General features: G+C 41.6%; 15 protein-coding genes. 11 read left to right on the plus strand and 4 right to left on the minus strand.

The features are described from left to right. Positions 1-118: 118 nt before the first annotated feature. On the plus strand, positions 119-1,504 hold the full coding sequence (glmU, locus tag I6N96_RS12960; RefSeq protein WP_209557964.1) for a bifunctional UDP-N-acetylglucosamine diphosphorylase/glucosamine-1-phosphate N-acetyltransferase GlmU: 1,386 nt from the start codon (positions 119-121) through the stop codon (positions 1,502-1,504). Positions 1,505-1,585: 81 nt separating this feature from the next. Here glmU and I6N96_RS12965 read toward each other — a convergent pair whose 3' ends face one another. After that, a complete protein-coding gene (locus I6N96_RS12965) occupies positions 1,586-5,242 on the minus strand; it encodes a 5'-nucleotidase C-terminal domain-containing protein (protein WP_347339088.1) in 3,657 nt (1,218 codons plus the stop codon). 190 nt (positions 5,243-5,432) lie between these two features. Between I6N96_RS12965 and I6N96_RS12970 the strand changes: the two genes are divergently transcribed. From I6N96_RS12970 to efaA, 4 genes are all read left to right on the plus strand, one after another. Then, positions 5,433-6,752, plus strand: coding sequence for an LPXTG cell wall anchor domain-containing protein (locus tag I6N96_RS12970; protein WP_209557965.1), 1,320 nt, complete (start codon positions 5,433-5,435; stop codon positions 6,750-6,752). A gap of 232 nt (positions 6,753-6,984) precedes the next feature. Continuing rightward, positions 6,985-7,737: a metal ABC transporter ATP-binding protein gene (locus I6N96_RS12975; RefSeq protein ID WP_209557966.1), complete on the plus strand. Its 753-nt coding sequence runs from the start codon at positions 6,985-6,987 to the stop codon at positions 7,735-7,737. After that, a complete protein-coding gene (locus I6N96_RS12980; RefSeq protein ID WP_209557967.1) occupies positions 7,727-8,581 on the plus strand; it encodes a metal ABC transporter permease in 855 nt (284 codons plus the stop codon). The genes I6N96_RS12975 and I6N96_RS12980 overlap by 11 nt, the downstream gene beginning before the upstream one ends. Then, positions 8,571-9,518 carry an Mn/Fe ABC transporter substrate-binding lipoprotein EfaA gene (gene efaA / locus I6N96_RS12985; RefSeq protein ID WP_209557968.1) on the plus strand — a complete coding sequence of 316 codons (948 nt, stop codon included), beginning with the start codon at positions 8,571-8,573 and terminating at the stop codon, positions 9,516-9,518. Before I6N96_RS12980 ends, efaA begins: the two co-directional genes overlap by 11 nt. Before the next feature lie 264 nt (positions 9,519-9,782). Here efaA and I6N96_RS12990 read toward each other — a convergent pair whose 3' ends face one another. Next, a complete protein-coding gene (locus tag I6N96_RS12990) occupies positions 9,783-11,555 on the minus strand; it encodes an oleate hydratase (protein ID WP_209557995.1) in 1,773 nt (590 codons plus the stop codon). 296 nt (positions 11,556-11,851) lie between these two features. Between I6N96_RS12990 and I6N96_RS12995 the strand changes: the two genes are divergently transcribed. Further along, positions 11,852-12,823 (plus strand): ribose-phosphate diphosphokinase, encoded by a 972-nt coding sequence (locus I6N96_RS12995; RefSeq protein WP_209557969.1) that lies wholly within the window; start codon positions 11,852-11,854, stop codon positions 12,821-12,823. Between the two features lie 310 nt (positions 12,824-13,133). Here I6N96_RS12995 and I6N96_RS13000 read toward each other — a convergent pair whose 3' ends face one another. Continuing rightward, positions 13,134-13,697, minus strand: a complete 564-nt coding sequence (locus I6N96_RS13000; protein WP_209557970.1) for a DUF1700 domain-containing protein — start codon at positions 13,695-13,697, stop codon at positions 13,134-13,136. Then, positions 13,697-14,038: a PadR family transcriptional regulator gene (locus I6N96_RS13005; protein ID WP_209557971.1), complete on the minus strand. Its 342-nt coding sequence runs from the start codon at positions 14,036-14,038 to the stop codon at positions 13,697-13,699. Before I6N96_RS13005 ends, I6N96_RS13000 begins: the two co-directional genes overlap by 1 nt. 262 nt (positions 14,039-14,300) lie before the next feature. Here I6N96_RS13005 and I6N96_RS13010 point away from each other — a divergent pair, with 262 nt between their 5' ends. The 5 genes from I6N96_RS13010 (at position 14,301) to I6N96_RS13030 (ending at position 18,144) form a co-directional block, all read left to right on the plus strand. Continuing rightward, the gene (locus tag I6N96_RS13010) at positions 14,301-14,864 is read left to right on the plus strand and encodes a hypothetical protein (RefSeq protein ID WP_245186963.1); all 564 of its coding nucleotides are present in this window, start codon (positions 14,301-14,303) and stop codon (positions 14,862-14,864) included. 24 nt (positions 14,865-14,888) lie between these two features. Beyond that, a complete protein-coding gene (locus I6N96_RS13015; RefSeq protein WP_209557972.1) occupies positions 14,889-15,320 on the plus strand; it encodes a GNAT family N-acetyltransferase in 432 nt (143 codons plus the stop codon). A 441-nt stretch (positions 15,321-15,761) separates the two neighbouring features. Continuing rightward, positions 15,762-16,478 carry a 16S rRNA (guanine(527)-N(7))-methyltransferase RsmG gene (gene rsmG / locus I6N96_RS13020; protein WP_209557973.1) on the plus strand — a complete coding sequence of 239 codons (717 nt, stop codon included), beginning with the start codon at positions 15,762-15,764 and terminating at the stop codon, positions 16,476-16,478. An 18-nt stretch (positions 16,479-16,496) separates the two neighbouring features. Beyond that, entirely contained in the window at positions 16,497-17,258 is a 762-nt protein-coding gene (locus I6N96_RS13025; RefSeq protein WP_209557974.1) for a ParA family protein, read from the plus strand. After that, positions 17,251-18,144 carry a ParB/RepB/Spo0J family partition protein gene (locus tag I6N96_RS13030; protein WP_209557975.1) on the plus strand — a complete coding sequence of 298 codons (894 nt, stop codon included), beginning with the start codon at positions 17,251-17,253 and terminating at the stop codon, positions 18,142-18,144. Before I6N96_RS13025 ends, I6N96_RS13030 begins: the two co-directional genes overlap by 8 nt. Positions 18,145-18,259: the final 115 nt, after the last annotated feature.

An 18,259-nucleotide genomic window follows, 5' to 3' on the forward strand; every position in this document is an offset into this window, starting at 1 on the left:
GGCCTCATAATAATGATTCCCTTGTTTACACTAAGGGGAGAGGTCGTTTCTTGCGCAACGATACCATCAATAGGAGCTGTTAAAGGAACGGATATGACAAATTTTAGGAGTGTCGAAGATGGAAAACAGTAGATACGTCATTATTTTAGCTGCCGGTAAAGGTACACGTATGAAATCGAAATTATACAAGGTTCTTCATTCTGTAGCCGGAAAACCAATGGTAGAGCATATTGTAGATCAAGTAGAACAGACAAACCCGTCAGAAATAGTAACCGTTGTGGGGCATGGTGCTGATGCAATAAAGGAATATTTAGGCAACCGTACGCATTATGCGCTGCAAAAGGAGCAGCTTGGTACAGGGCATGCGGTGATGCAGGCGGCTGAGCTTTTGGAAGGGAAGAAGGGCACAACGCTGGTCATCACAGGGGACACACCGCTGTTGACTGCAGAAACACTGACGAACCTGTTTGATTATCATCAGGGGAAACATGCGAGTGCCACGATATTGACTGCTCAAGCAGATAATCCGACTGGTTACGGGCGGATCATTCGTGACCATTTAGGAATCGTAGAGAAAATCGTTGAACAAAAGGATGCCTCTGAAGAAGAAGCACGAGTAAGAGAAATCAATACAGGTACCTTCTGTTTTGACAATGAAGCATTATTTGCGGCACTGTCAAAAATAGATACGAACAATGCACAGGGAGAATATTACTTAACAGATATTATTGAAATCCTGAAGCGTGATGGTGCCACGATTGCGGCTTATCGAATGGATGATTTCGATGAGGCGATGGGAATCAATGATCGTATTGCCTTAGCTAAAGCGAATAAAATCATGTATAAGCGTCTGAATTTGATGCATATGACTAACGGTGTGACATTTATCGATCCCGAAAATACCTATATTGATGAAGGTGTTGAGATTGGTTCAGATACAATCATCGAAGCTGGTGTTTGTATCAAAGGAAAATCTGTCATTGGAGAAGATTGCTTTATTGGTTCCGGAACAGAGATTGTGGACAGTGTGATCAAGAATAATGTGACAATCAAGCATTCTGTTGTGGAGGAAAGTACGATATACAGCTATGCAGATGTCGGTCCGTTTGCACATCTTCGCCCGAATACAGAAATTGGCGAGCGTGCGCATATTGGGAATTTTGTCGAGGTGAAGAATGCAACGATTGATGAAGAGACTAAAGTCGGACACCTCTCTTATGTAGGTGATGCTGACCTTGGTAAAGATATCAATGTCGGCTGCGGGGTGGTTTTTGTCAATTATGACGGCAAGGACAAGCATCGTGTGACGATTGGTGACCAATCCTTCATCGGTTCCGGTTCGAACCTGATTGCTCCATTAGCAATTGATAAGCGTTCGGTGATTGCTGCCGGCTCGACCATCACTAATGATGTTCAATCCTATGATTTAGCGATTGCACGATCAAGACAGGTCAACAAAGGAGGCTATGCCAAAGATTTTCCATACTTCGAAGGAAAAGAATAAACAAAAGAGTGGAACCTGATCAGGTTCCACTCTTTTTAAATTTTCAGGATAGCTTCGAGCTAATGTATATCGCTCGGAGGCTTACGCTCTTCTTTGGTTATAGAGGTAGAAGCCTGCGCCTGCGGTTCCGGCAGCTAGTAATCCGATACTTAGGTAAGAAATGATGCGTTCTCCTGTATTTGGATAGTTGCCGCCGGCAGGTTTTTCAGCGTCTTTATCTTTACTGGAGTCTGTAGTACCAGTTCCTGAATCATCGGTACTGTCATCTGTACCGCCGTTTTCGCCTGGGATCTTATTGAAGTCCACTTCAGCGATCGAAACGATACGTTTACCTGGGAACTGTTCTTCGTATTGGCTTAGATCGATATTTGTCGCTGCGTCCAATACACGAATCGTTGTAGCTTGTTTCAAGTAGTTGATCAGAACAGTATCAAGAGATGGACCTTCTTCTCTTTCTCCGCCAAGCATATCGTATCCGTCGCCGCCGGCAGCCAAGAAGTCATTAGTTGCCATGTTATAGGTTGCGTCATCTTTGATAGCTTCGAATTTTCCTGTTTCTTTATTTTGTACCTCAACAGAAAGTACACGTTCTCCGACAACTGTTTTGTCTGTATCGTTGCCATCATCGTTTGTTAGTAAAGTTCCTTGTTTTGTAGAATCATAATAAACACGAACAGTACTGGATACATGAAGGAATCCACCATTCGCCCCTAGCTTGGGTTGACCGTAATCATCAAGGATGATCTTACCGCTTTCGTCTGTTTGTGCACTTGAGCGAAGAGACATCTCAAACATTTCTTTTACCTGTGCACCTGTGACTTTGATTTGAGAGATACTGTTTCCAAATGGCAGTACCGCTATGATATCTCCCAAGGTTACAGCACCTGGTTCAATATTGGCACGTAGACCGCCGCCGTTTGTCACAGCAAAATCAGTTGGTTCACTGAAGCCGCCTTGTCCGTAAGCCAGCATTGCATCGCCAACTAAGTTTCCAAGGTTGGTTTCTCTAGTTCGAACATTGTCGCGCTCTCCGTTGAATAGGTAAGGGTTATTTTCGATAACTACTTCTGATCCCCACTTTTCAAAGTTTGCTTTTGCTTCATCAACGAGAGCCTTCACTGCCGCATTTTCTTCTAAATCAGCTAAATATTTTGCACTGATCAGTTCAGCAGATTTTTTCTCTGCAGCATTCATATCGATTTTTACCATGCCGACATTATTCAGGTAGTTCCCTGTTTGGGTATAAAGAACATTGCCAAACATTTTACCGCCGTCAACTGCTGTATGAGAATGTCCGTCCAGTACGACCATGTTCAGGTCTGGGAAAGCTTTACTCATTGCCTCTGCCAAGGTATCTCCACGCCACTCGTTCGGTGTCGTTTCATCAATTCCAAGGTGTCCGGCAATAATGAAGGCATCAATATCCTCAGCGCCGTCTTTCAGAGCTGTGACGACCTTCTTCGTTTCTTCGATTGGATCAGCAAACGTTACACCAACCACATTGTTTGGGTGTGTTTTCGTTGCTGTCTCAGGCGTTGTTACACCGATCACAGCAAATTTTCTGCCGTCTTTTTCAATAATTGTATAGGGTTCAAAAATAAGTTTTCCATCTTTATACGTATTATTAGAAAGAAGAGGGAAATTCAGTTGTGCTTTGTAATCCAGTGCACGGTCCAAGCCGAAATCAAATTCATGATTTCCAACTGCCATGGCATCATAGCCGACCTCATTCATGATGGCAACCATGTCCATTCCTTCAGAGAAGTTGGATATTGGCAGACCTTGGAAAGCATCACCGACATCGATCAATAGGTCTGGATCTTTTAGATTTTTGAAGGTTTTCAGACGAGCCATTCCTAATACATCGCTGCCGTTTCCTTCCAGACGTCCATGGATATCATTTGTATGCATGATTGTTACAGTTGTCGGCTGGAAACCGGCATCTCGAACATCTTGCTTCGTGATTGCCTTGACATTCGGTGTCCGTCCGTCAGCTGAAGGTGTGGTTTGTAATGTACCGTTGTTAACCAGATCAACAGCTAGTGCGCGCCAGTCTTCATCGAAATCATAACCGATCACTTCCCAGTTGCGTTCGATTTCTTCTTCAGGATCAAGAGTTCCTTTTTCCTTGATATACTGTGCAATAAAGCCGCGCAGTGTTTCAGGATCGGTAGAAACAATCGGGTCTTCCGTGACAATACCGGATGCCAACAGTCCTTCGTAACGATAATTGTTCATCGCAATTGTATAAGTGGCAGTCGGATCAACGGCATTTCCTTCGATCGTAGGATTGATGATTCGCTGACCTTCCGGTTTAGAGATATCGACCTTATAATCAATACCTGAGAAGATATCGTAGTTGTATACACGAATCGTCTCATTGAAGCTGATTGTTAAATCTTCAGGCTGAGGTGTGTTGTAATACTTCGCCTGATTTTCCATATAAGTCAGCAGGTTCGCACCAGTAATATTGACGCTGACTAATGTGTTTGGATACTTGTAGATATCGAAAATATTAGAATAAGAGATGTTTCCTTTATCAAATTTACTATCTGCTTTAAACAATGCAGAAGCCGCAAGCTGAGCGCCAGTATATTTTCTTTGAACGTTATTGATCAAAGAAATCATTGCTGTCGGTTGAAGCTGTGCTTCCGGAATACCAGCCACTTCTTCTTTTGGTAAGAAACTTTCGGTTGCGGTCCCGATCGTTTCAGAAATGAATTGACGTGTTGTATCATGGTATGTCTGAGTGGAAGCTTTCAGGTCCTCGTCAGCGGCAACTTTTGTCGTGTCAACGATGGAAGGTGTACTGTTTTTCACTTTCCATTCGCCATCGACTTGTTCAATATCAAGGTCGATACGTACCATTTCAATCCCTGTATCTTTTGGTGCGCCGACTGCTGTTGTTCCACTTGGACTTTCAATCTGTTCAGCGAAGGAACGATGGTCATGTCCAAGGATGTACGCATCGATCCCTGCAACATTGTTGATTACCTGATCGGCACTGGCATCCGGATCATTGTCTGCTCTTCCGGCATGGATAGAAGCAACAATGATATCTGCGCTGCCTTCCAGCTCGGCGACAGCCTTCTCCGCTTCTGCTCTCAGGGCCTTGAACTCAAGACTTTCTACTTTGGCGCCATCCCATTTTGGAATATGAGGTGTTGTCAAGCCGATGATTCCGACTGTGACATCTGTTACGCTGTCGCCGTCAAGGTCGATTTCCTTTAAAGTAGTTCCGCCAACAAAACGATTGGAAGTTCCTTTAAGATACGTGTTTGCAGATAAAATCGGAAAATCAGCTTCTTTCGTGATTTTATCGATCAAATCCAAGCCAAAGTTGAATTCATGGTTTCCCAGTACCATCGCATCATATTGTATCTCGTTCATAGCCTTGATCATTGGATGTGCTTCACTGACCAAAGGCGCTTTATTGTACAGATCATCTGTTAGAATCGTACCTTGAACCATATCCCCATTATCGATCAAGATTGTTCCATTCGGATTTTCTGCACGGACATTTTTGACAACAGTACTGACCTGTGAAAGGCCGACTGCTGCTGCTTTATCATCCTCATAAGACCAGTTCCACAGCTGGCCATGTACGTCAGATGTTCCCAGAATTGTCAATGTCTGAGAGGTTGCAGTTGCGTTTTGAACGGAGTCTGCTTCTTCAGCAAATGCTGTTGTTGTCAGTCCGCCCATCAGCAGTGTCGAGGCAGCAAGTAATTGAAGAATGTGTCTGAACTTCTTATTCCCTATCTTTTTCACAAAACAAACGCTCCTTCATGAGATTATTTTCGTTACAGAGTCATTTTATCAAAAATATAGCGTTTTCTAAACAGTATTTTGTTGTTTTATTAAAAAATTCATGAGGGTTCATAAATGGATATGTTAAAATAAGATTATAAAAATGGGAGGGAAGTAAATGAAAAGAAAAAGTTGGGGCATCAAATTGTTGGGTATAGCACTAATTACAGGGGTAAGCTGGGCAACAATATCTCCTGTGTCAGCACAAACGACAAGTAGTACAGGAGAGAAGAAAACGACAGAAAGCAAAGAGCTTTCCAAGCGTGAAAAAAATGCAAAGTTGGCCATCACTCCTGAAATCGATGAAACGGACATTATTGCTGTTGTTGGTGAAAAAGGTCAGTTGACAATCGATATACTTGATTTTGGCGAAGATGTTCAGATAGAGAACTTGATGGATATTTCTATAAAGGATGAAAAGATTTTAACTATTGATGAGGCTGGGAAATGGGAAGCACTGGAAGCTGGTGAAACAGAGCTCGAAGTGACCTTTACTTTCTCTGATAAAGAGTTGAAGCAAATCAAGGAGCTGTATCCGAATCAAGAGCTGACCATTGCAGAGGAAGCACAGATTTTAAAAGTAACGATTGCATCAGCTGAAGATATAACAACGACGGATTTAGAGACAATAGATATTACACCGACCTTTGATGTGAGTAAAATTACTACAGAGGTAAACGGAACAGGTCAGATCACCGTAGCACCAATTGGCGGTGTATCCGAGATCAAAGGGACTTTCAAGGCCCATGGTCATGATGAATCGATTATCAAGGTAGAAGAATCAGGTAAATGGACAGCACTATCTGCCGGGAAGACGACATTTGTCTTGGATTTTGAACTCTCAGAGGAAACACGAAAAGAAATTCAAGAGAAACACCCAGATAAAGAGCTTATAAAAACGGCGATTGCTCAGATTGTCGAAGTGGAAGTAACAGCGGAAAAGCAAATACGTTCAATCGATCTTAATACAGGATTTGATACCCAGTCTATCACTGCTTTAGTGGGAGATACCGGTAAGCTGAATGCGAATCCGATAGAAGGAATTGAAAATAAAGGCGGTTCTTTTTATCCGGATGCAGATACGTCTGATATCATTACTGTTGACGAACAAGGAAACTGGATCGCCCAAAAGGCAGGTACAACAACGCTTTTTGTTGCTCACATTCCATCTGACCAAACAATTGCAGCTGTAGCTGCCAGCTTTCCAGAGGGAACAGAAGTAGCATTTCCATCCATATTGGCTTATGAAAAAATTGAAGTAACAATCACAGATCCTGTTGTTGTTAAGCCGACAGGAGACAGTGGTCAGAAACCAGTTGGAGAATTACCGAAGACTGGGGAAGAGGATGGAGCGATGTTGCTATCTCTGGGTATTTTATCCAGTGGAACGGCTTTAGCTGTGATGAATGACCGAAAGAAACGAATGAATAAAATTTAAAGGAACATCTTTATGGAAATACAGTAAAATCACTGTTATTGTAAATCTTTTTCTTGATTAATCCGCTAAATTTAATAGCTGTACTCATAGAGCATGAAATCTAATATATCGATTTCATGCTCTATTTTTATACCAAATACTTTGACATTTCAGTTTATTAAGGTATAATTTATTAAAAAGTTAGGCAAACCTAAAAATAAATAATATTTTACCTAAAACGAGGTGTTTAAGAATGAACAATAATGTATTCATAGAAAATCTTTCCGTAGCATATCAAGGAAAGCCTGCAATTCAATCTGTTGATTTAGTTTTATCAGCGAATAAGCTGACAGGGATCGTTGGTCCGAACGGCGCTGGAAAGTCGACCTTGATGAAGGCTGCTTTGGGCTTGATTCCAAAGAGCAACGGCAGTATTACCTATTTGGATGAGCCCTTGAAGAGTAATCAACGTCGTTTTGCTTATGTTGAGCAACGGCAAAATGCTGACCTATCTTTTCCAATCGATGTTTTTGGTGTCGTGCTTTTAGGGACATATCCTAAAGTTGGGCTGATTCGCAGACCGGGAAAGAAAGAAAAAGAACTGGCTTGGCGTTGTCTTGAAAAGGTTGGACTGACTGATTTTGCTAAAAGACAAATCGGAGAGTTATCCGGAGGTCAGCTGCAGCGGGTATTTTTAGCTAGAGCATTGGCACAGGAGGCGGATTGGTTTTTTCTGGATGAACCATTTGTCGGTATTGATGCTTCCAGTGAGCGAACGATCATCGATTTGTTGAAGCAGCTTCGAAACGAGGGAAAATCGATTGTCATTGTCCATCATGATCTGCATAAGGTTCGTGATTATTTCGATGAGTTGGTTTTGTTGAACAAGGAGCTGATTGCTTACGGTGAAGTGTCCCAGACATTTACTGCTGAGAATCTGCAAAAGGGATACGGCGAAGAAATCACAGAGATGATTAGACTGGGGGAGAGAAAGAATGATCGGTGAATTTATTGAAGGACTGGTAAAATATCAGTTTCTACAAAATGCTTTATTCACTTCGGCAATCGTAGGAATCGTTGCCGGTGTGATTGGTTCCTTTATTATCCTGCGAGGAATGTCCTTGATGGGGGATGCGATTTCCCATGCGGTGCTTCCTGGGGTAGCCATGTCGTATATGATGGGGACCAGTTATATCATTGGTGCTACATTATTCGGTCTCGTTTCAGCTGGGTTGATCGGCTTTGTGACCAAAAACAGTAAATTAAAAAATGACACAGCGATCGGGATCGTTTTCAGCTCGTTTTTCGCCTTAGGGATCATCTTGATTTCCTTTGCACGAAGCTCGACGGATCTGTATCATATCCTGTTCGGCAATGTGTTGGCTGTCCGTGATTCTGACATGTTATTGACGGCAATTGTCGGCATCATTGTTTTGACCCTTGTATTTTTATTCTACAAAGAGTTGAAGCTGACATCCTTTGATCCTGTGATTGCTCGCTCGTATGGAATGAACGTAACAGGGATCAATTATATGCTGATGTTTTTACTGACATTGGTTGCCGTGACTTCTCTGCAAACTGTCGGTACGATTTTAGTGATTGCTATGCTGATCACACCAGCAGCAACGGCCTATCAGCTGACGAACAGCTTGTCCAAGATGATTGGTCTTGCCAGTCTGTTTGGGCTGTTGAGTGCGGTAATCGGACTATTCTTCAGCTACAGCTACAACCTTCCGTCAGGGGCAACAATTGTGTTGGCCGCTGCTGCATTTTTCATTTTAGCTTTTCTATTTTCACCAACGAAAGGACTTATTTTTGACTTAAGGAGGAGTAAACAACATGAAGCGTAAAATCAGTTTATTTTTAATCGCTGCCGCAGGCTTGGCTTTGCTGGCAGCGTGTGGTTCAGGAAAATCAGAAACAGGATCATCTGCAGAAAATAATTCAGGTGAACAGCTGCAAGTTGTTGCCACAAATTCCATCATTGCAGATATGGCAAAGGAGATCGGTGGAGACTTGATCGATCTTCATAGTATCGTCCCTGTGGGAACAGATCCTCATGAATATGAACCGCTGCCTCAGGACATTCAAAAGGCAAGTGAAGCAGATGTAGTACTCTACAATGGGCTGAATCTGGAAACCGGCAACGGCTGGTTTGAGAAACTAATGGAAACAGCAGGCAAGATAGAGGATACAGACTATTTTGCAGTCAGTCGAACAGTGACACCGATGTATTTATCTGGTCAGGAAAGTAGTCATACTGAAGATCCTCATGCATGGTTGGATATCTCTAATGGGATTGCCTATAGTGAGGAAATCGCCCGAATATTTGCCGAAAAGGACCCTGACAATGGGGAAAAATATCTGGAAAATAGCAAGGCTTATACAGAAAAGCTGAGTGAGTTGGATCAAACAGCGAAAGCAGAATTTGCGGATATTCCTGAAGATAAGCGATTACTGGTAACAAGCGAAGGAGCCTTTAAATACTTTTCAAAGGCTTATGGCCTGACAGCAGCCTACATTTGGGAAATCAACACGGAGAGTCAGGGAACACCGGAACAAATGAAAGCAATCATCGATACGGTGAAATCCTCGGATATTTCTTCTCTGTTTGTAGAGACTTCAGTCGATGCCCGCAGTATGGAACGGCTATCGAAAGAAACTGGTCTGCCGATCTATAGCAAGATATTTACAGATTCAGTAGCAGAGAAGGGCGACGATGGGGACAGCTATTACACGATGATGAAATGGAACCTTGAAAAGATTCACGAAGGGTTGTCTCAGTAGTTTAACTTCGATACGAAAAAAAGATCAACGATGCTTCTAAATAGCAAAAGATCGTAGGCCAATAATCAAAATAGAAATTGTCTTACACTCTAAACACAAATAAACGGCGAGCCAAAAGCTGCTCTTTCGGAATTAAGCCGAATCATACTGAAAATATGAAAATCTATTTTCGTATGATTCTTCTTAATTCTCAGAGCATCCCACTTTTGGCTCAGCCTTTTTTATTCTTGTGTGGTATTTCCGATAATGTAGAACTTGTATTGTCTACAGCAGGTCTGCATCCTTTAGTAATTCAATGATCATGGTTCCCTGTGCCTTTTCCAAGCCTTTTTTCTCAAGGAGCTTGATCAGCCACGGTACACGGATATCTTTTAATTTTTTTCCATCCAGTAATCGTCCTGTAGATTTCAGTAGAGTGCGGATGTCATAAGCAGAGGCAAAGACTTCCGGTACTCCGCGATCAACATTCAATAAGCTGTAAACAGCTTCCATTGCTGTACGAACAGAATATTCTGTTGTGAAGACGGTATCTCTTTCTGTTTCGCTGAAGTTGCCAATGAAGGCTAAATTTTGTGAGCCTTCAGGAATGACTAATGGACGATCCCCTTCCCTGCGTGCCATGAAATAAGAAGTGATATATGGCATGTAACAAGGAATGGTGTTACAGGAATTGTTAGCCAAATCAGCAATTTCTTCTACAGGAACCCCCATATGATACAGCCATTCTTGTGCAATTTCACTTCCGGTACATTCAGTAATGCTCTTCTTGATGAAGTTGCCGGGTTTATTTGAAAGCAGACCATAAATCCAAACGACTAGCTGATCTTTTGGCTGTGCTTTGAAATGAGGCTGACGATTCAATGTGTAACTCAGCATCCAGTTGGAATCTTTAACTGTGACGATACCGCCGGTTACTACTTTTCCGGCATAAGGGTCACGTTTGCTGATTTTTTCGATATAAGGTGCGACTTTATCATCTAATGTTGTCGTTGTTGCGGAAACGAACCAGCTTTCTTCAGGTAGGTTTTCACAGAATTTTTCCGGTTTTCCGAAGGCTGGATTTTGCGCTGCCATATTTTTCCATAGAGACCAGCTGCCGCCCAGATCGTGATTTACAGGAGCTGGATGATCGTTATCTCCATAAGTCGTACTTTCTGTGATACTGCCGTTTGTGATAAAGACCAGATCATTTTCAGTCAAATCTACCTGTTGTTCCTTGCCGCCGACTTCAAGAACCATTGTGCGGGCAACGATTTTTCCATTACTGGAATCTGTCAGCACATTTTTCACAACGGTGTCATATTGGAAGTGAACGTTGTGATCTTCCAAGTAGTTGACCAATGGAAGCACCAAGGATTCATATTGATTGTATTTAGTAAATTTCAAGGCAGAAAGGTCAGGCAGGCCATCGATATGATGAATAAAACGCATGATATACCGACGCATCTCCATTGCGCTATGCCATTTTTCAAAGGCAAACATAGAAGACCAGTACAGCCAGAAATTAGATTCGAAGAATTCTTCCGAAAAAACATCAGTGATTTTCTTATCTTGTAATTGATCTTCAGCAGTCAAAAACAGTTTGACCATTTCTTCAGAGGAAGCATCAGACAAGGTGAATTTTCCATCTGTTGGAATACGTTCGCCGCGATTTTCGATTGCCCGGCATTTTGAAGAGTTTGGATCTTCTTTATTAAGCCAGTAAAATTCATCTAAAACAGATGCATCTTCGACTTCAAGGGACGGAACAGAACGGAATAAGTCCCAGAGACATTCAAAATGATTTTCCATTTCACGACCGCCGCGGATAATGAACCCTCTTGTTGGGTTCAAAATACCATCTAAGCTCCCGCCTGAAATTGGCAGTTCTTCTAAAATATGAATGTTTTCCCCCTTCATTTGCCCGTCTCTGACTAGAAAAGCAGCTGCAGACAAGGAAGCCAGTCCAGCACCGACCAGATAGGCCGATTTATTTTCTACGCCTTCCGGCTTTTTAGGACGTGCGAATGCTTCATAATTTCCATTACTTCGATACATATCAATCATCCTTTCCAGTTTTGTTACTATCCTCATTATCGGAGCTTCCTGAATTTCGTGCAAATGATACCCATTGGAAATTGGACACTCCCTGTCAAATGTCTAAAAGGTCTTTAAAAGAGTAACGGAAAAGCATAATAATTAGACAAAAATCAAACAAAAGAGGTAAAACGGTTTAAAGACGGATAATTGTTAAACAAAATGGGCTTCTATAGGAAAATCACTTGATTTATTTTAGAAAAATGACTACTATTTATAAGGAAGCAATTGTTCAGTAATAGAAAGTGGAGGTCCCAATGTCAAAACATTATTTTGATCCAAGATTGAAAATCTTTGCTCTTAACTCAAATCGTCCGTTAGCAGAGAAAATTGCGAAAGCTGTTGGTGTGGAATTAGGAAAATCATCTGTCAGTCAGTTCAGTGATGGCGAGATTCAAATCAACATCGAAGAAAGTATCCGTGGTTCTCACGTTTACTTGATTCAGTCAACTAGCAGTCCTGTGAACGACAATTTGATGGAACTGTTGATTATGGTGGATGCATTGAAACGTGCAAGTGCTAAAACAATCAACGTAGTGATGCCTTATTACGGTTATGCGCGTCAAGATCGTAAAGCTCGTGCTCGTGAGCCGATCACTGCAAAATTAGTTGCGAACATGCTTGAAAAAGCTGGCGTAACAAGAATGTTGACATTAGACCTGCATGCTGTGCAGATTCAAGGATTCTTTGATATTCCGGTGGATCACTTAATGGGTGCTCCTCTGATTGCGGATTACTTTATGGATCATGGGATTCAAGGGGACGATGTAGTTGTCGTATCTCCAGACCATGGTGGAGTGACTCGTGCTCGTAAACTGGCTGAATATCTGAAGTCTCCAATCGCGATCATCGACAAACGTCGTCCAAAAGCGAACGTAGCAGAAGTCATGAATATCATTGGTCAGGTAGAAGGAAAAATCTGTGTACTGATTGATGACATGATCGATACAGCAGGTACGATTTCATTGGCTGCCAATGCCTTGCAGGAAGCGGGAGCAAAAGAAGTTTATGCTTCTTGTACACACCCTGTTCTTTCAGGTCCGGCTTTGGAGCGTATTGAAGAATCAGCAATCAAACGTTTGGTTGTGACCGATTCTATCTATTTATCAGATGATCGAAAAATCGAAAAGATCGACGAAGTCAGTGTTGGCGAATTGATTGGGGATGCGATCAAACGTATCCACGAAAACAAACCGGTCAGCCCACTATTCGAAACAAAAAATCGTTAAAAAGCAAATGTACCGAAAGCATTCTTAATTAAAGAATGCTTTCGGTACATTATTTTTTTCTGATATAGGAAACTGCATGAATCAGCTCAATCGATGATAAGATGACCTGTCTTCAGCGATATAGGGAATCACTGAGTCAGTTCCCTATATCGCTCGTGAGCTCCCGATTCGCTTCGCTTTTCTTCTTGTCTAGCTACACAGACTAGCTCCTCTCAACAATAATTCAAAACATGTCTCATGGTAAAGAGCACCATGTGCCAGTTTCGTTTTATTGTTCGGGAGCTGACCAAGTCTGCTTCGCTTTTCTTCTTTAATTTGTGCTTTTAAGTTTTCGGTGTGCGACTGATATTGAAAGCAGGTAATCTTTCAACCAATGCCACATTTTTCTACTGCCGACGTAAAATAGAAGGCCGAAAACTAGGCAAATCGGTAATGTCATAAAATCGGGTGCCTGCCAAAAACCAAAATTCATAACGGTGATCGGCAGTGAATAGCCAAAGAACAATCCTACGGTTTTGATTACACCTGCGGCAATCACGACAAAGGAGCTGAAATAAAATGCTATGGACAGAATCCCAACAACCGGAATGATGAACATGCCGGAGAAACCTGTGATGAAGTAGAATTTCATCAATTGTGCCATACTGCTCAAATTGAAGGAGCCATTTTTTAATAATGCTTCATTTGTGTAAGAATCTGCTAATTTTTTAGGATTGCCAAGAGCCTGCAAAACATGATCTACAGAAGCACCATTGCTGACGGCTTCAAAAATATGACTCTCTACTTCTTCAAGAATATCGACTCTTTCCTGTGTGTCTAGGCGGTTCAAATGTTTATTCAGCTGCTGCAAGTAATGTGTCACTTTTTCATTCATTATAATTCCTCCTTATGATCCTGAATATCACTGACGGCCTTGGTCAGCGTTTTCCATAAAACAGTCATTTCAATCAAATACTGTACACCGGAATCAGTGATTCGGTAATATTTTCTTCGAGGCAGGTCATTATTTTCCTGCCAGTAGCCTTCCAGATAACCCTCTTTTGTCAAACGACGGAGTAACGGATACATCGTGTTCTCATTTGTCGCAATCATATCCCAGCTGCTCAGCACTTCGATCAGTTCATAGCCGTAATAGTCTCTTTTTGAGAGTAATGACAATATACAAAGCTCCAGTGTTCCTCTTTTTACTTGAGATTTCCAGTCATTGATATTCATACATGCACCTCACACAGTACAGTGTATAACACAGTATATGAGAATACAAGAAAATTTAGAAAAATCAGTACAAAGTCTGAGACAAATAAATTCTGTGAAAAATGGAGCTACATTAGTAATTCCTTTATTTATACTGAAGGCAAAGACTATTTCTCCTGTATAAAACCTGTTGCAAAATCTATATAAGTAGAAAAGATCACGATCAATAGCGTAAGAATATAGTATAATAGTAAAAATTGGACGGAGAGGATACATAAAAGTGATGGAGCGGCCAGATGAACGTAGAGCGTTGGAGATTTTGCAAATCGTTTTTCCTGAAAAGTATAAAGAAGCAGCACTTGTGGATAAACCGGATATTCAAAATCCGTTGAAAAGTATCGGTGTAGAGGTAACGCAATCATTAAAAGAAGGTGTACTGCATGCGTTGGGAGAAAGCTATACATCTTCTCAAAGTGAACACGAAATGGTTGATCGCTTAAAAAAAGAATATGGTACAGACACAATCAGGATGACGTTGACCTTGCCGGATGGGACGATCAAACGTGTCGGAATTTCTCTGGCTAATTGGGACAGTCTGTTCAACCTGACAGAAGCTTACGACAATAAGCTGAAGAAGCTGCAAAGCGGCAACTATACGCTGTTTAACGAGAATAATCTATTCATTTTTGTTTTCTGGGAAGATGAATCTTATATCTGGCGGCTTTTGGCCCATCTTTCTGAGATCAAGGCAGCACTGTATTACGACATTGTTTATGTATACAGCAGTCCATTTCTGTATGAGATCGACTGTAATTTGAAGAAAATAGAGAAGTATAGATGTGAGTGAACAAAAGACGAAAGGATGGTAGTGATGGAGTATAAGGTAAAAACACTGGCTGAGCTGACCTCAGCAGAGCTGTTGGAGATCATGAAGGAACGAGTAGCAGTATTCGTTGTTGAACAGGAATGCGCCTATCAGGAAGTTGATGAGCTGGATGAACAAGCGCTGCATACTTGGCTGGAGGATGACTCGGAATTTGTCGGCTATACACGAATCATCAATGAATCAGATGCTGTTCACATTGGAAGAGTGCTGACTGTCAAAAAGTACAGAGGTGCCGGTCACGGAGAGCTGCTGATGAATAAGACCCTTGAGGCAGTACAGGAAAACTACCCAGGACGCCCAATTGTTTTAGGAGCACAGGAATATGCGACCGCATTTTATAAGAAGTTCGGCTTTGAAGTGATTTCCGATGTCTATCTGGAAGACGATATCCCTCATGTGGATATGCAGTTGGGATAAGTTATAAAACTAGAACACCAAGCAAGGTTGGCCATGTGCTGACTTTGCTTGTTTTTTTAATAATCTGGCTAATGTAAGGGCTGGTTTTCAAGAGAGCTTGGTACTGTATTCTTATTTTTCAATCTCCCTGTCATTCTTGAGGACTTTCAGGTGCTGTATTACCCATACTCATTTTCATCTCCCGCTGTTTAAAAAGAACGGTTGCATCATTTATCCATCAATCAAGAAAGAGAGATACTTGCTGTGCAATTGTTGGAGTATTTATAAGTCATGTGATTTTAAAAGGCACTCAATCCCGATTAGCCATGGCTATAGCTGTCAAAACCAAATTAAGAAACCTGTTAAATATTACCAAAACCATTGCATGAATGAGGTATTTACGTTAAAGTAAAGGAAGTAAACTGTGAAACAATTTAGTGTTTCACGATAGGAAGGATTACTATGACACCAGAAGAATTTAAGCTGCTTTTGGCAGAAAAAGGAATTGTTCTGTCTGATCAGCAGATGCAGCAGTTCGAGCGATACTATGAAGTGTTGGTCGAATGGAATGAAAAGATGAACCTGACAGCTATTACGGAAAAGAAGGAAGTTTACTTGAAGCATTTCTATGATTCGGTTTCTCTAGCTCTTTTTGAGGACTTTTCATCCGGTAAAAAAATCTGTGATGTTGGTTCCGGTGCAGGGTTTCCAAGTATACCATTAAAGATTGTTTTCCCTGATTTAGAGGTGACGATCGTGGATTCATTGAATAAACGTATTAAGTTTTTAACTCATTTAATAGAAGAATTATCATTGACTGGTGTAGCACTGTATCATGACCGTGCAGAGACATTTGGTCAGAAAGCAGAGTTTAGAGCAGCATTTGATTACGTGACAGCTCGTGCGGTGGCACGCTTGAATGTCCTGTCAGAGCTATGCCTGCCATTAGTCAAAAAGGATGGTTACTTTCTGGCGTTGAAAGCGGCAAAGAGTGAAGAAGAGATCCTTGAAGCAAAAAAAGCGATCGCTGTTTTAGGTGGGAAATTCGAGCAGGAACGCTCCTTCGAATTACCGATCACACACGATGAACGACATATCGTTAGGATACAGAAGAAAAAGGAAACACCTAAAAAATACCCAAGAAAACCAGGATTACCAAACAAACAGCCGATCAAATAAGATGGAGGAACAAATTACATGGTACGAATCATTTCTGTAGCAAACCAAAAAGGCGGAGTAGGTAAAACCACGACGACAGTAAATTTAGGTGCGTGTCTTGCTTACTACGGAAAAAAGGTATTGTTGGTCGATATTGATGCTCAGGGAAATGCGACAAGTGGTGTAGGAGTACGCAAGCCGGATGTTGCACATGATGTTTATGATGTACTGGTAAATGAAGAGTCACTAAAAGAAGTGATCCTGAAAACGACGAGAGAGAATCTTGATATTGTTCCTGCAACAATCCAGTTGGCCGGAGCGGAAATCGAGCTGACCTCAATGATTGCCAGAGAATCCAGACTTAAGTCGGCTTTGGAAGAGGTACAGGATGAGTATGATTTTATTCTTATCGATTGCCCGCCGTCTTTAGGACATTTGACGATCAACGCATTTACATCCAGCGACTCTATTTTGATCCCGGTACAATGTGAGTACTATGCATTGGAAGGGCTGAGCCAGCTGTTGAATACGATCCGATTGGTGCAAAAGCATTTTAATCCGGATTTGAAAATCGAAGGCGTATTGCTGACGATGTATGATGCTCGTACAAATCTAGGGGCAGAAGTAGTGGAAGAGGTTCGTAAATATTTCCGTGAAAAGGTATATGACACAATCATCCCGCGAAATGTCCGATTATCAGAAGCGCCGAGTCACGGGTTATCGATCATTGATTACGACCCGCGTTCACGCGGTGCAGAAGTCTACCTATCTCTAGCAAAGGAAGTGTTGGGTAATGAGTAAAGGAAAAGGTCTGGGACGTGGAATTGATGCATTATTTCAGGATTTTGCCAGTTTGGAAGAGGTAGACGTAAAAAAAGAGGAAGTTATCGAAATTCCTCTGAATGAGCTTCGTCCGAATCCTTATCAGCCCAGAAAAACATTTGATGAAAGTTCTCTTGGCGAATTAGCAGACTCAATCAAGCAGTCTGGGGTTTTCCAGCCGATCATCGTTCGTAAGTCCTCTGTAAAAGGCTATGAAATCATTGCCGGTGAACGACGCTTCCGAGCTTCCAAGCTTGCGGAGAAGGAAACTATTCCTGCAATCGTCAGAGAGTTCGACGAGGAAGCGATGATGCAGATTGCGGTATTGGAAAATCTGCAAAGGGAAGATTTGAATGCTTTGGAGGAAGCGGAAGCCTATGATATGCTGATGAAAAATCTGAAGCTGACACAGGCAGAGGTAGCAGAACGATTAGGAAAAAGTCGTCCGTACATTGCTAATTACCTGCGACTGTTGACCTTGCCAAGTCTAGTCAAGGAGATGGTCCAGCAGGAAACGCTGTCGATGGGACAGGCAAGAACGCTATTAGGGTTGAAGGACAAGAAGACCATCCTTTCCTTAGCTAATCGTGCCGTAAAAGAAGGATTGACGGTTCGTCAATTGGAGCAGTTGGTTACGGAGATCAATGAAGATGAAGGCAAAAAAGCGGTGAAAAAAGTAAAAAAAGCAGCAAAAGAAAAACCTTACTATATTCGTGAGAGCGAAGACCGTTTGATGGATAAATTTGGTACGACAGTAGTTATTCAGGAAAAAGAAGGAAAAGGGAAGATCGAAATCGAGTATTTGTCTGAGTCTGACCTAACAAGAATACTTGACATATTGAATATACAATTTGATGAAGAGTGATATTAAGTGCAGATGATGCGGATTATTTATTTAATCCGCGTTATTTTTTTGTTATTTAATGATGATTGTAATGTGGTTTTTGAAAGAATTATTATTATGAAAAAATACTTACAAA

Origin of the sequence: Enterococcus larvae (assembly GCF_017830045.1) — a bacterium.
In the GTDB taxonomy this organism is placed as follows: Bacteria; Bacillota; Bacilli; order Lactobacillales; family Enterococcaceae; genus Enterococcus_L; species Enterococcus_L larvae.

Bases quoted from the DNA above. Each gene is read 5' to 3' on its own strand.
- glmU (WP_209557964.1), top strand. From the start codon at position 119: ATGGAAAACAGTAGATACGTCATTATTTTAGCTGCCGGTAAAGGTACA.
- I6N96_RS12970 (WP_209557965.1), top strand. From the start codon at position 5,433: ATGAAAAGAAAAAGTTGGGGCATCAAATTGTTGGGTATAGCACTAATT.
- I6N96_RS12975 (WP_209557966.1), top strand. From the start codon at position 6,985: ATGAACAATAATGTATTCATAGAAAATCTTTCCGTAGCATATCAAGGA.
- I6N96_RS12980 (WP_209557967.1), top strand. From the start codon at position 7,727: ATGATCGGTGAATTTATTGAAGGACTGGTAAAATATCAGTTTCTACAA.
- efaA (WP_209557968.1), top strand. From the start codon at position 8,571: ATGAAGCGTAAAATCAGTTTATTTTTAATCGCTGCCGCAGGCTTGGCT.
- I6N96_RS12990 (WP_209557995.1), bottom strand. From the start codon at position 11,555: ATGTATCGAAGTAATGGAAATTATGAAGCATTCGCACGTCCTAAAAAG.
- I6N96_RS12995 (WP_209557969.1), top strand. From the start codon at position 11,852: ATGTCAAAACATTATTTTGATCCAAGATTGAAAATCTTTGCTCTTAAC.
- I6N96_RS13000 (WP_209557970.1), bottom strand. From the start codon at position 13,697: ATGAATGAAAAAGTGACACATTACTTGCAGCAGCTGAATAAACATTTG.
- I6N96_RS13005 (WP_209557971.1), bottom strand. From the start codon at position 14,038: ATGAATATCAATGACTGGAAATCTCAAGTAAAAAGAGGAACACTGGAG.
- I6N96_RS13010 (WP_245186963.1), top strand. From the start codon at position 14,301: ATGGAGCGGCCAGATGAACGTAGAGCGTTGGAGATTTTGCAAATCGTT.
- I6N96_RS13015 (WP_209557972.1), top strand. From the start codon at position 14,889: ATGGAGTATAAGGTAAAAACACTGGCTGAGCTGACCTCAGCAGAGCTG.
- rsmG (WP_209557973.1), top strand. From the start codon at position 15,762: ATGACACCAGAAGAATTTAAGCTGCTTTTGGCAGAAAAAGGAATTGTT.
- I6N96_RS13025 (WP_209557974.1), top strand. From the start codon at position 16,497: ATGGTACGAATCATTTCTGTAGCAAACCAAAAAGGCGGAGTAGGTAAA.
- I6N96_RS13030 (WP_209557975.1), top strand. From the start codon at position 17,251: ATGAGTAAAGGAAAAGGTCTGGGACGTGGAATTGATGCATTATTTCAG.